A 12,447-nucleotide genomic window follows, 5' to 3' on the forward strand; every position below is an offset into this window, starting at 1 on the left:
CCCAGCCTAGGTGCGGCCCGTCCGCTGAGCTGTTGTCGCGGCCGGGCCGGCGGGTGTGTCACGTACGTGCAGGGCGTTGGCGAGTTGGACGCGCGAGCGCACGTCGAGCTTCGCGAACACCGACCGCAGGTGGGTGCCCACGGTGTTCGCCGAGACCTGGAGTTCGGCCGCGGCGGAGCGGTTGGTGTGTCCGGAACCGATCAGCTCGGCGACGCGGTTCTCGCTCTCGGTCAGCGCCGGCCATCCGTGTGTCGGCCGGGCCGCGCCGCCGGAGCGGGGGCGGCGGCCGACGCCGAGCGTGTCGTCGATCGCCCGGGCGTAACCCCAGGCGCCGGCCTGCTCGAACAGTGCCCGCGCCTCCTGCAGTGCCTCGGCCCCGTCGGCGCCCAGGACAGTCCCGAGGTCGCGCAGGGCGCCGGCCAGCAGCAGCGGCCGGGGTGAGAGTCGCATCGCCGCGACCGCCCGCCGCAGCGATTCCGGGTCGCCGTCCAGGTATCCGCTCAGCTGCAGAAACACGCCTTGCAGGGTGGCGACTCCGGGGTTGCGGCGGGCGCCCAGGTCGGCGATGTGCCGGGCCTGCCCGGCCAGGGCCTCGTCACCGGCCCTCCGGGCGAGGCCTCCGAACGTACGCATCCAGGCCGGTGACCACGCCCAGAAATGGTGGCCGTCGTCGGCGGCGTCGAGCAGTGGCCGCACGATGGTCAGGGCCGTCTCCAGGTCGCCCTCCTCGCCGGCCAGCCACGCCCGGGCCAGGTGCAGGCGGGAGGCGCGCAGTTCGTCGCGGCTCTCCGGGCTGTTCTCGAGCGGGGCGATCGCCGCCCGGGCCTCGGTGAGCTGACCGCGATAGATCGCGCAGGCACACATGATCATGCGGGCGTTCATGGCGAACGCGAAGTTGCCGACCGCGTCCGCCTCGCGCAGCAGGGTGCGGGCGGTGACGTCGGCCGCCTCGATCTGGCCGAGGTTGTGGTGCTGCCAGGCCTGCGCGAACAGCAGCGACGGCAGCATCCGGTCGAGGTCGTCACCGGCGTCCCGGCGGGCCGCGGCCAGCAGGGCGCCCGCGTCGTCGTAGCGGTCCAGCTGTTGCAGTGCGCGGACCCGTTCGGCCACGTGCGCGCCGGGCGCGATCGTTTCGAGCCGGTCGAAGTGGTCGAGCACCCGCTGATGCTCACCGAGGTTGCGGGAGGCCTCGGTCAGCGCCAGCAATGCCGTACGCCGAGTGATGTGATCTTTGAATGTGGTGCCTTCGGCGAACGCGGCCTCGGCCGCGGCCACCGCGCCCGGAGCGGACCTGGTCCTGGTCGTGGCCAGTGCGCGCAACGCCATCAGGCGGGCCCGCTCGATCGGCGGCACGCCGGGCCGGGCGGCCGCGGTCGCGGCCCGGCGTTCCAGCTCGTCGCAGTCGCTGGTCTCCCACAGGGCCCAGCCGGCGGCGATCTCGATGCGCGCCCGGGCCTCCTCGCCGGCGAGGGGCAGCAGCGTGTCGGCCAGCTCCAGGACGTCGCCGTTGCGCTGCGCGTCGACGAGCACTTCGAGGGCCCGCTCGCCGGTCTCCGGGCGATCGTCGAGCTCGAACGCCTGCCGGGCGAGCGCCGCCGCCTGGGCCGGAACGAGCAGGACGCTCTCGGCCGCGGCGCGCAGCAGCACCTCGGCGGCTTCCCGATCGCCGGCGGCGGCACCGGCCTGGAAGTGCGGGACCGCGGCCAGCGCGGGCGACCCGTCTGCGATCAGCTGCCGGCCGCGCGCCCGGTGCAGGCGGTGACGTTCGCTGGGCGGGATGTGCGCGTACACGGCCTCCCGGATGACGTCGTGCGGCAGCGACAGACCGGCCTGATCGACGGTCAGCAGACCCTCGTCCTGGGCGTGCGTGGCCGCCTCGACGACCAGCTCAGCCGTCGTGTCGTCCAGGATCGCGGCGACCGCGGCGGCCGGAACGGTCCGCCCGCAGACCGCGACGACCCGGACCACGGCGGCCACGAAATCCGGCAAGGCGGCCATGCGGCGGCGAAGACCGGCAATCAATTCGGGGTACGGACCGGCGTCCGGCCGACCGCGAGCACGCCCGCGCCGCAGGGAGGTCAGCACCTGCACCGCCCAGAACGGACTCCCACCGACCCCGCGCAGCAGCTCGGTGACGGTCTCGTCCGAGGCGCCCAGGAAGTCGGCGGCGAGCGCGGCCAGGTCGTCGAACCCGATCGGCCCGAGCGGGACACGCGTGACCGCCGTCGACGGGTCGGTCGCGGCCAGGATCTCCTCGACCGGCTCGGCCGGGGTCAACCGGCTGCCCAGCAGCCACACCACCGGCGAACCGGCCAGCCGCGACGGCAGCATCCGCAGCGCGAACCGGGTCAACGGATCGGCCCACTGCACGTCGTCCAGCCCGATCAGCACAGGCTGCCGGGCGGCCACCTCCTCGATCAGCTCGGCGATGCGGTTGACCAGCCACAACTGGCGTTCGTGGAGGTCGGCCAGCTCGGCGTAGGCGGCCGCGTCCAGCAGCGGCTGCCGGCCGGACCGCAACGCGACCAGCAGCGGGGCGCCCGGCGCGATCCGGTCGATCTCCTCACTCTTGCCGACCCCGACCGCGAAACCCTGACGGCGGGCCTGCTCGGCGGCGTCGAACAGCAGGCTCGACTTGCCGATCCCGGGCTCGCCGACGATCGCGACCACCGCGGCCTGCCCGGTCCGCGCCACATGCCGGAACGCGGCGAGGACCTGGCCCAGCTCGGCCGCGCGCCCCCGCAAAATCACTCGCCCCATGATCCCCAGTCTCCGGCGCCACCCTACGGCGACGGCCACCAGAAGATCGAGGAGTTCGGTAGATCACGCTCACGCCCCGGCCTGATCCCGGGAGCCGGGCCGCGGGGTTCACGGCCCGGCCCCCGGCGGTGACGTCAGGACTGGACGAAGGCCAGCAGGTCGGCGTTGATGGTCTCGGCCTGCGTTGTCGGCATGCCGTGCGGGAAGCCCGCGTACGTCTTCAGCACGCCGTTCTTCAGCAGCGCGGCCGAGAGCGGAGCCGAGTCCGCATAGGGCACGATCTGGTCGTCGTCGCCGTGCATGACCAGCACCGGGACAGTGATCTTGCGCAGGTCGTCGGTGAAGTCGGTCTGCGAGAACGCGACGATGCCGTCGTAGTGGGCCTTGGCGCCGCCCATCATGCCCTGGCGCCACCAGTTCTCGATGATCGCCTCGGACGGCTCGACACCCGGCCGGTTGAAGCCGTAGAACGGGCCGGCCGCCAGGTCACGGTAGAACCGGGACCGGTTCGTCGCCGTCTGGGTCTGGAGGTCGTCGAAAACGCTCTTCGGCAGGCCGCCCGGGTTCGCCTCGGTCTGCACCATGATCGGCGGCACCGCGCTGATCAGCACCGCCTTGGCCACCCGGCTCTCGCCGTGCCGGGCGATGTAGTGCACGACCTCGCCACCGCCGGTCGAGTGTCCGACGTGCACGGCGTCCCGCAGGTCGAGGTGTTCGACCACGGCGGCCAGGTCATCGGCGTAGTGGTCCATGTCGTGCCCGTCGGCGACCTGCGCGGACCGGCCGTGCCCGCGGCGGTCGTGCGCGACCACCCGGTAGCCGTGCTGCAGGAAGAACAGCAGCTGCGTGTCCCAGTCGTCGGCCGACAGCGGCCAGCCGTGGCTGAAGACGATCGGCTGCCCCGAGCCCCAGTCCTTGTAGAAGATCTCCGTGCCGTCGGTCGTGGTGATGGTGGGCATCCAGGCCTCCTGTTCCGGGCGCGGTCTTCCCCGCGCCTCCGATAGCCAACCTCCGGCCGCCGCCCGCACACGAGACACGCCCGCCGGCCGGATCGCTCACACGTTCAGGTGAGATGGTGTCACCGATGGGTGGACGATGTGGGGTGATGGGTCGCCGGAAAAGCCGGACTCAGGCGGCGTTCGCCAGTTCGTCGAGCTGTTGGTGCAGGGCGGCGCGGATGCCGGCGCGGGCCTCCTCCCCCACCGCGATCCGCAGCGGCGGTGTCGGGTTGTCGGCCGCGGACAGGATGGCGGCGACCACCTCGCGCGGGTCGCCCACGGTGTCCGGGCCGAGCTGGGCGACGGTCTGCAGGAACGCGCCGACGGTCGGGGCGTAGACGTCGTCCGGGGGTACGACCGTCGCCGTGGTCACGAAGCCGGTTCCGTAGGTGCCGGGCTGGATCGCGGTCACCGACACCCCGGCCAGGGCCGGGCGCCGGCGGCCGGTGGCGATGACCGTGTCACCGCGGGCGGCCACGGTGGTGGCCAGTTCGCGGCCGAAACCGGACGTTGCGCCGGTGATCAGCCAGATCTTCGTACCCATAATCGTGTTTCTCCTTAAAAATGACGTTCGGTGAAGGCTTCGACGGTCAGCGGGGGCCGGCCGGTGATGGTTTCGACGGTGTCGTTCGTGCCGGCGAAGATGCCGTTGCGGTAGTCGACGGCGACGGCCAGCAGGTGCTGGACGAAGTGCTCGTCGTAGCCGCGTTTCCGCAGGTCGCGACCGAATTCGTCGAGGCTGATCGGCACGTAGGTGACCGGGCGCCCCAGCGTGCGGGTCATCGCGTCGGCGATCTGCTGGTGGTTCAGCTCGACCGGTCCGTGCAATTTCAGGATCTTTCCCGCGTACGGCGTGGGGTCGGTCACCAGCGCGGCGATGACGCGCCCCTGGTCCTCGGCCGCGATCGGTGCGTGCCGCGCCTGCTCGAAGGGCAGCCGCAACTGGCCCGTGGCGGCGTCGAAGAAGCTGGTCAGCCACTCGGCGAAGAACGTCGGCCGCAGGTGGACGACCGCGCCGGTGAAGTGGTCGAGGACCCGTTCGGCGATCCAGTGCTGGCGGGCGGCGTTGCTGACGGCGTCGCGCCGGGCCGAGATCTGCGACATGTTGACGATCGCCGCGACGTTGTTCTCCTCGGCCGCCTGCAGCAAGATCGCGCTGGCCTCGATCAGGCGCGGGGCGATCGGGTAGGCCAGGTAGACGGCGTCGATCCCGTCGGCCGCTTTCACGACGGCGTCGAGGTCGAGCAGGTCGGCGACGACGATCTCGGCGCCGACGGCGGCCAGCCGTTCCGAGCGTTCGTCGGCGCGGCGCACCAACGCCCGTACGTGATGGCCTTGGTTCAGAAGGGTTTTCGCGGCGTAGCCGCCGGTCTTGCCGGCCGCGCCGGTGATCAGGATGTGGCCGGTCATGGTGGCCTCCTCGCGGTGATCGGTGTCGGACGGCCGGTGCAACGCCCGAGGATAGGGGCATATGCCCGTAGTGATTATGGGCACATGCCCGTTTTTGCTGGCATGATCGGCCGGAACCCGGCGTTGGAGGCCCCGAGGTGGGTACCCGAGATGCAGTCCGTGGTGCAGAACTGTTACGCGACGGCGGCCCGCAAGGCGGCCCGGCGACTGACCGCGCTCTACGACGGCATCCTGGCCCCGGCCGGCCTGCGGTCCACCCAGTTCGCGATCCTCAGCCAGCTCGCCGTCGGCGGCCCGGCCTCGATCAACGAGCTGGCCCGCGTGCTCGTGCTGGACCGCTCCGGCCTCGGGCACTCCCTGCGCCCGCTGCAGCGCGACGGCCTGATCACCCTGGGCCAGGACCCGAGCGACCGCCGCAGCGTCACGGTCACCCTCACCGACCAGGGAAAACAAAAATTCGAGGCGGCGTACGGGTTGTGGCAGTCCGCCCAGGACCAGGTCGTCGCCGTGCTCGGGGCGACCGAGGCCGCCGAACTGCGCGACCGCCTCAACACGGTGGCCGAGGACGACCGCCTGAGCTGACCCGCCGGCCGATCGGTGAGGTGTTGAGCGCCGCTTCCTGAAGAACGGCTGAGGACGGTCCGACCGGCCACTTCTCATGGTGGCCGGCCGGCCGCCGAATTCTGCGGGCACCTCGTCGGAAGGCCCGCACCATGAACGTTCGCAAGATGCTCCTCGCCACCGCCGCGGGCGCCGCCGTGCTGACCACCGGCGCCTGCGCGGCCGGCACGACAAGCACCACCACAGCTCCCGCGGGAGCCGTCACGTCGCCGGCGCCGCTCGCCCCGGCCTGGTACAGCACCGGTGGCGCGGCGGCGCCGACGGTCGCGCCGGCCCAGGTCGCTCCGGGCGCTTACCACCCGGTGGCCACGTCGACCGGCCTCTACCTGGCCGTCTCCCCCGCCACGTCGACGTCGCCGGCGGTGATCCGGTCGGTCGCGCCGACGGCCAACTGCTCGCCGATGCTCGGCCCGGCCACCAACGTCCCGGTCGCGGCGACGGCCGGAACGGGGACGATCACCGCGCGCTGGACCGATCTGAGCGACCCGTCCGTGCTCACCTACCGGGTGGCCGCGATCCCGAACAGCGGTGCGCCGACCACGTGGCTGACGCTCGCACCCACCCACACCTGCAAGACCCTCACGACCACGATCACCGGGCTGGCCAAGGGCCACAACTACGAGATCTGGCTGGACGCCACCTACCGGGTCAGCGGCGTCACCCAGGAAACCATGATCGGCCGTTCGGCCGCCGTCACCGTCCTCTAGGGATCCCGCCATGCGCCCGTTCACCGCCGCCCTGCTCGCCGGCATCACCGCGTTGACCACTCTGACCGGCTGCACCGCCGCGACCACCGTCGCCGCATCCACACCCGCACCCGCATCCGCGTCCGCGCCGACCGTCAAGACAAAAGCAGTCCCCACCAGCAAGGCACCCGCCCTGACCAACACCGGCACCAGCTGGCCGAAGGTCGTCGGCTCGCTGATCACCTACGGACAGTGGCTGATCGCCAACCCCAACCCCGGCCTGGCCGGCACCATCACCGTCGCCGGATGCGCCGCCGCCGATTCCCTGACAAGACAATTGCAGACGTACGTCGATCAGAACGCCTACGTCCAACCGGCCGCACCCATGCTGACCAGCATTGTCGGCCCGACCACGGCCGGCGCCCAGGTGACCTTGGACATCACCGCGGTGCGGGGCAGCGAGCCGATCCACCAGCGCACCACGACCCGCGGCACCACGCACGTGACCACCGAGCGCCCTGCTCTGCCGCCGACCACCATGAATGTCACCCTGATCCGCGGCGCCGACGCCCGGTGGCGGTTCTGCGCCGTCACCCAGAACGACACGGACACGCTGAACCGCCTTCTGTGACAAAACGGTGGAGGCTATCAGTCAGACCTTCCCACCGGGCGGTTAACGGATAGACCACGACCTTGGATGCCGCCCGTCCCGCGCTGATCGCCACGGAACCGGACGGCCTGGCCCAGTGGCGCCAAGTCCCTGACCAGCAGCTGGTTCCGCTGGCCAAGACCGGTGACCTGGTCAAAGGCGAGGCTCTGATCGCCTCGGGCGGCGCGCTGGACCTGGCCGACAAGAGCTTTGGCGGCGCCCTGGACTCGCCGGCCGAGTCCGGGAGCACCGCCGGCCGGCAGGCGTTGGCCGACGCGACCGCGGCCCGGAGCCGGCAGCGCCCGGCAGGCCGAGGCCGAGGTCATCCAGTCGCAGGGTCAAATCTCCACGGTGGCCCGACTCTCCGGCGACCTGCGGGAGCTGGTGCGCGGTTTCCGGTACTGACCCGTTCCGCGTGCAGCGATACCTGTGAATGGCCTTTCAAACACATATGAAAAGGCAAAGGATTATCACGTACGGGGGAATGGCCTTTAAGAATGGCGTAAGAATTGTCGTTCGGACATTTTCTCGGGGCCGGACGGGCAGCATGCTGGGCGGGACCAACGCGTTGACAGAAAGGTCGGCCGGTTCATGCTGCGAAATTCGAAGGTGCTGTCCGGGGTGGCGGTGGCGGCGCTGCTGGCCGCCGGTGGGTGCGGCGGCTCCGATTCGGCGTCCCCCACCTCCTCGTCGGCCGGTGGTGGCCGGGGCGGACCCGGTGGCGGGCAGGGCGGCCCGGGCGGCGGCATGGGTGGGCAGACGTTCACCGCGGTGAATCTGAACACCGACGGGGACAGCCCGGGCGGGGCGAACACCGCCGAGGTGGTGACCGCGGCCAACGCGTTTCTGGCCACGCTGGACGACACGCTCAAAGCGAAGATCAACCTGGCCTTCACCGACAATCAGTCGCGGCAGACCTGGTCGAATTTTCCGGCCAGCACGGTCGCGCGCAAGGGCGTCGCGCTCAAGGATCTGAGCGAGACGCAACGCGCCGCGGCCCTGGCGATGATGAAGGTGGCGCTCAGCGCGGACGGATACCAGCAGGTGCTGAACATCCAGAAGGCCGACGACTACCTGAACGGGCTGGGCGGGCAGGGCGCCGACGGATTCGGCAACCTGGTCGACTACTACGTCGCGGTGTACGGCACGCCGTCGGCCACCGACCCGTTCATGGTCCAGTTCGGCGGGCACCACCTGGCCCGCAACCTCACCTACAACGGCACCAAGGTCAGTCAGACCCCGCAGTTCGTCGGGTCGGAGCCGACCTCGTTCGAGTCCGGCGGGCAGACCGTGGCGCCGGTCAAGGACGAGTCGACGGCCATGTTCGCGATGATCGCGTCGCTCGGTGACAGCGAGAAGGCTGCGGCCAAGCTGACCTCGGGGACCTACGACGACCTGATGATGGGGCCGACCCACGACGACGGGCAGTTCCCGGCGTCCGAGGGGCTGGCCGTGTCGACGCTCACCGACGCGCAGAAGAAACTGGTGCTGGCGGCGATCGCGCCCTACGTGGACGACCTGGCCGACGACGCGGCGGCCAAGCTCCTGGCCAAGTACACGTCCGAACTCGACTCGACCAAGATCGCCTGGGCCAACAACACCGGGCCGGACGACGAGAGCAGCTACCTGCGCATCGACGGGCCGAGCGTGTGGATCGAGTTCATCAACACGCGCAGCATGAGCACGCCGAACATCCACTACCACTCGGTGTACCGCGACAAGACCGACGACTACGGCAGCACCAAGCCGTCGTGAGGGTCGCCCGGTTGGCGGCGTGCGCGCTCATCACGTACGTAATAATCGCTTTTCTGCCTTTCTCTCCGGCCTCGGCGCATCCGATGAGCACCACCGCGATCCTGCTCGACACCGGCGGCACGAACGTGACCGGCGAGATCGAGCTGCCGATCGACCGCCTCGAAGTGGCGCTGGACGAGACGCTGACCGCGAGCAGCGTCGTGCAGCCGGACCGGCTGGCCGAGCTGCGCGGTTACGTGCTCGCGCACACGTCGGCCGGGTCGTGGACGGTCGGGCTGACCGGTGGGCGCGTCGAGCAGGTCGACAGCGTCGACCATCTGATCTTCGACCTCACGCTGACCCCGACCAAGACCGAAAACCTGTCGCTCACGTACGACGCGATCCTGCACAAGATCGTGTCGCACCAGGTGTTCGTGGCGGTCCGGTCCGGCCACAGCGACGACTACACCACCCTGGGGATCCTGGACTGGCGGCAGCACACCATCGCGGTGCCGGACACCGCACCGGCCGGCGCGGGCTTCCTGGCGGCGATGCGGCTCGGGGTGCGGCACATCGCCGGGGGCGCCGACCACCTCCTGTTCCTGATCATGCTGCTGTTGCCGGCACCGCTGCCGGCCCGCCGGGGACGCTGGGTTCGCGGCGGTGACCTGCGACGGCACTGCGTGCGGGTGGTGCACGTGGTGTCGGCGTTCGCGGTCGGCCACTCGATCACCCTGGCGCTGGCCGCCCTCGGCTACCTGTCGGTGCCGTCCCGCCCGGTCGAAGCCCTGATCGCGCTGTCCGTGCTGGTCTCCGGCGTGCACGCGATCCGGCCGCTGGTGCCCGGCGGCGAGACGTGGATCGCGGCCGGGTTCGGGCTGATGCACGGCTTCGCCTTCGCGGCCCTGATCGACCAGCTCGGGCTGACCCGCGGCTCGCTGGTCACCAACCTGCTCGGATTCAACCTGGGGATCGAGCTGACCCAGCTGATCGTGGTCGCCCTGGTGATGCCGTCCCTGCTGGTGCTGAGCCGGACCGGGGCGTACCCGTGGATCCGGCGCGGGCTCGCCGGGGGCGGGATCGTGCTGGCCGGCGCCTGGTTCGCCGAACGGACCACGCTGATCGCGACGAACCCGCTCAACCGGGTCGCGGACCAGCTCGTCGAGCACCCGTTCGCCCTCGCGGCCCTGCTGGCCGCCACCGCCGGGGTCGCGGCGGCCTGGCCACGGCTGCGGTCCGGCGCGAGACGGCCGGCCCGCACATCGATGATTGCGGATTCCGTACCGATTCCGTTCGACTGACGTTCACCCCCGCCACCCGGCCCAATTCATCGATGAACACAAAAGTAGGGAGACGTGTCGGCCGATCATGCGATCCGGGCCCGGGCGGTCGTCAAACGCTTCGGTGACGTCGTCGCGCTCGACGGCGTCGACCTGGACGTGGCCGCCGGGCAGATCCACGGCCTGGTCGGGCCGAACGGCGCCGGCAAGACCACCCTGCTCGGCCTGCTGCTGGGCCTGGCCGTCGCCGACGGCGGCACGCTGGAGATCCTGGGCACGCGGGTCTCACGGGCGCTGGCCGGACCGCACGGGGTAGCCGGTTTCGTGGACGGTCCCGGCCTCTACCCGTCGCTGACCGCCCGCCAGAACCTGGCCGCGCCGGCCCGCCTGCGCGGCCGGCGGGCCACTCACGACGCCGTCGACGACGTGCTCGACCAGGTCGGCCTCACCGACGTCGCCGACGACCGGACCGGCGGTTTCTCGCTCGGCATGCGCCAGCGGCTCGGGCTGGCCGCCGCTCTGATCACCCGGCCGCGACTGCTCGTGCTCGACGAGCCGTCCAACGGCCTCGACCCGGCCGGCAAACGCTACGTGCACCGGGTTCTCACCGCGCTGGCCGCCGGCGGCGCGACCGTGGTGCTCTCCAGCCATCGGATGGACGACGTCGAGGCGCTCTGCTCCGAGGTGACGATCCTGCACACCGGGCGGGCGGTCTTCTCCGGCCCGATCAGCAAACTGGTCGCCGAGCACCGCGAGTTGGACTACCGCCTGGTGACCTCCGATCCGGCGGCCACCCGGCGGATCGCGGACGAGACGCCCGGGGTCGTCGTCGCCGGTCACGCGCTCGTGGTCCGCGCGCTCGTGCCGGCCCTGGACGAGTTGATCGTGCGGCTGGTGCGGGCCGGTGTCGCGGTGCGCGAGCTCACCCCGGTGGTGTCGCCCCTGGAAGCGGCGTTCCTGGAGTTGACCGAAGGAAACGAGCGATGACCGCGATCACCGTGCCGTTCACCCGCGGGCTGCGCTTCGAGATCGTGAAGCTGATCTCCCAGTGGCGGATCCGGCTGCTGGTGCTGACCTGCTGGATCGCGCCGGCGCTGTTCGTCATCGGGGTCAGCCGGCAGTCCACCCTGCCGGTGGACACCCTGTTCGGCCGGGAGATGCTGGCCGGCGGCTGGGCCGCCCCGCTGGTGATGCTCGGCTTCGCCGGCACCTGGGCGCTACCGCTGCTGACCTCGCTGACCGCCGGCGACGTGTTCGCCGCCGAGGACCGCCTCGGCACCTGGCGGCACCTGCTCGTCGCGGTTCGTTCGCCGCGCCGGATCTTCGTGGCCAAGGCGCTGGCCAGCCTGACCGTGATCCTGCTGATGGTCGCCGGGCTGGCCGTCGCCGCCACCGCCGGTGGCCTGATCGCGGTCGGCGATCATCCGCTGACCGGTCTCGACGGGCACCTGCTCACCCCCGGTGACGCCGCTCTGCGGGTGCTGCTGGCCTGGGTGGCCGCGCTCGCGCCGACCCTCGCGCTGGCCGCGATCGGACTGCTCGGCTCGGTCGTGCTCGGCCGCAACCCGATGGGCCTGCTGCTGCCCGCCCTGGTCGCGCTGGCCATGCAGGTAGCGCAGATGCTGCCGCTGCCGGTCGCGGTCCGCCTGGCCCTGCCCGGCTACGCCTTCATCTCCTGGAACGGCTTGTTCACCACCCCGGCGCAGCTCGCTCCCCTGCTGATCGGGGTCGTCGTCAGCCTGCTGTGGGCGATCACCGCGACCGCCGCGGCCTATCTGCTTTTCGTACGTCGTGACTTCACCGACCTCGCCCACGACGGGTCGGGGCGCCGGGCCCTGCTCGGTGGCGTCCTGCCGCTGGGTGTCCTGGCCGCGCTGACCGTCGCCGTGCTGCTGGCCGCCGTGCCCGGCGCGGCCGGTTCCGGCATCACCCAGGACCGGGTGCAGCGCTCCCTGGCCGTCGCGTTCGCCCACCTCTACCGCCTGCAGGCCGCCCAGCTGCACCGCCCGGACGTCACCGAGGGCCAACTGCAGGCGAGCGCCGCCTGCGGCAAGGGTGGCGGCCTGGTCGACGCCGAGGGGGCCGGCAACGACTGGCGCTGCGTCGTCACCTGGCACCTGCCCGGCATCGCCGCCGTCGGGCAGGCCGTCTACCAGCTCGACATCACCCCGGACGGGCGTTACGTCGCCGACGGCGACGGCCCCAAGGAGGTCAACGGCTACTTCGTGGTGCGCACCGGCAACGGCGATGCGCCGAACCCGCTTTGGCAGTTCGACGGCAACGTCGAGCTGCTCACGAAGGGATGACGC

At 71.4% G+C, this 12,447-nt stretch carries 11 protein-coding genes; 7 read left to right on the forward strand and 4 right to left on the reverse strand.

Features of this window, described 5'->3' with window-relative positions; genetic code table 11:
- Positions 1-6: 6 nt before the first annotated feature.
- From ACSHV8_RS21130 to ACSHV8_RS21145, 4 genes are all read right to left on the reverse strand, one after another.
- Positions 7-2,760, reverse strand: a complete 2,754-nt coding sequence (locus tag ACSHV8_RS21130; protein WP_436535461.1) for an AAA family ATPase — start codon at positions 2,758-2,760, stop codon at positions 7-9.
- A 134-nt stretch (positions 2,761-2,894) separates the two neighbouring features.
- Complete coding sequence (locus ACSHV8_RS21135; RefSeq protein ID WP_436535462.1) at positions 2,895-3,719, reverse strand: alpha/beta fold hydrolase; 825 nt, start codon at positions 3,717-3,719, stop codon at positions 2,895-2,897.
- A 169-nt stretch (positions 3,720-3,888) separates the two neighbouring features.
- Positions 3,889-4,302, reverse strand: a complete 414-nt coding sequence (locus tag ACSHV8_RS21140; protein ID WP_436535463.1) for a hypothetical protein — start codon at positions 4,300-4,302, stop codon at positions 3,889-3,891.
- Between the two features lie 14 nt (positions 4,303-4,316).
- Positions 4,317-5,210, reverse strand: coding sequence for an NmrA family NAD(P)-binding protein (locus ACSHV8_RS21145; RefSeq protein WP_436535464.1), 894 nt, complete (start codon positions 5,208-5,210; stop codon positions 4,317-4,319).
- Positions 5,211-5,252: 42 nt separating this feature from the next.
- On the opposite strand from ACSHV8_RS21145, the gene ACSHV8_RS21150 reads away from it, so the two are divergent.
- From ACSHV8_RS21150 to ACSHV8_RS21180, 7 genes are all read left to right on the forward strand, one after another.
- The gene (locus tag ACSHV8_RS21150; protein ID WP_436535465.1) at positions 5,253-5,750 is read left to right on the forward strand and encodes a MarR family winged helix-turn-helix transcriptional regulator; all 498 of its coding nucleotides are present in this window, start codon (positions 5,253-5,255) and stop codon (positions 5,748-5,750) included.
- Positions 5,751-5,881: 131 nt separating this feature from the next.
- Positions 5,882-6,496 carry a hypothetical protein gene (locus tag ACSHV8_RS21155; RefSeq protein ID WP_436535466.1) on the forward strand — a complete coding sequence of 205 codons (615 nt, stop codon included), beginning with the start codon at positions 5,882-5,884 and terminating at the stop codon, positions 6,494-6,496.
- Positions 6,497-6,506: 10 nt separating this feature from the next.
- A complete protein-coding gene (locus tag ACSHV8_RS21160; protein WP_436535467.1) occupies positions 6,507-7,106 on the forward strand; it encodes a hypothetical protein in 600 nt (199 codons plus the stop codon).
- 609 nt (positions 7,107-7,715) lie between these two features.
- On the forward strand, positions 7,716-8,879 hold the full coding sequence (locus tag ACSHV8_RS21165; RefSeq protein WP_436535468.1) for a DUF3500 domain-containing protein: 1,164 nt from the start codon (positions 7,716-7,718) through the stop codon (positions 8,877-8,879).
- A gap of 83 nt (positions 8,880-8,962) precedes the next feature.
- On the forward strand, positions 8,963-10,159 hold the full coding sequence (locus ACSHV8_RS21170; RefSeq protein WP_436535469.1) for a HupE/UreJ family protein: 1,197 nt from the start codon (positions 8,963-8,965) through the stop codon (positions 10,157-10,159).
- A 54-nt stretch (positions 10,160-10,213) separates the two neighbouring features.
- Positions 10,214-11,125 (forward strand): ABC transporter ATP-binding protein, encoded by a 912-nt coding sequence (locus ACSHV8_RS21175; protein ID WP_436535470.1) that lies wholly within the window; start codon positions 10,214-10,216, stop codon positions 11,123-11,125.
- Positions 11,122-12,444 (forward strand): ABC transporter permease, encoded by a 1,323-nt coding sequence (locus ACSHV8_RS21180; protein ID WP_436535471.1) that lies wholly within the window; start codon positions 11,122-11,124, stop codon positions 12,442-12,444. The genes ACSHV8_RS21175 and ACSHV8_RS21180 overlap by 4 nt, the downstream gene beginning before the upstream one ends.
- The last annotated feature ends 3 nt before the right edge of the window (positions 12,445-12,447 follow it).

It is taken from the genome of Actinoplanes sp. HUAS TT8 (genome assembly GCF_051380535.1).
In the GTDB taxonomy this organism is placed as follows: Bacteria; Actinomycetota; Actinomycetes; order Mycobacteriales; family Micromonosporaceae; genus Actinoplanes.

Excerpts from the sequence above, each read along its gene's own strand:
- ACSHV8_RS21130 (WP_436535461.1), bottom strand. The coding sequence starts at position 2,760 with ATGGGGCGAGTGATTTTGCGGGGGCGCGCGGCCGAGCTGGGCCAGGTC.
- ACSHV8_RS21135 (WP_436535462.1), bottom strand. The coding sequence starts at position 3,719 with ATGCCCACCATCACCACGACCGACGGCACGGAGATCTTCTACAAGGAC.
- ACSHV8_RS21140 (WP_436535463.1), bottom strand. The coding sequence starts at position 4,302 with ATGGGTACGAAGATCTGGCTGATCACCGGCGCAACGTCCGGTTTCGGC.
- ACSHV8_RS21150 (WP_436535465.1), top strand. The coding sequence starts at position 5,253 with ATGCCCGTTTTTGCTGGCATGATCGGCCGGAACCCGGCGTTGGAGGCC.
- ACSHV8_RS21155 (WP_436535466.1), top strand. The coding sequence starts at position 5,882 with ATGAACGTTCGCAAGATGCTCCTCGCCACCGCCGCGGGCGCCGCCGTG.
- ACSHV8_RS21160 (WP_436535467.1), top strand. The coding sequence starts at position 6,507 with ATGCGCCCGTTCACCGCCGCCCTGCTCGCCGGCATCACCGCGTTGACC.
- ACSHV8_RS21165 (WP_436535468.1), top strand. The coding sequence starts at position 7,716 with ATGCTGCGAAATTCGAAGGTGCTGTCCGGGGTGGCGGTGGCGGCGCTG.
- ACSHV8_RS21170 (WP_436535469.1), top strand. The coding sequence starts at position 8,963 with ATGAGCACCACCGCGATCCTGCTCGACACCGGCGGCACGAACGTGACC.
- ACSHV8_RS21180 (WP_436535471.1), top strand. The coding sequence starts at position 11,122 with ATGACCGCGATCACCGTGCCGTTCACCCGCGGGCTGCGCTTCGAGATC.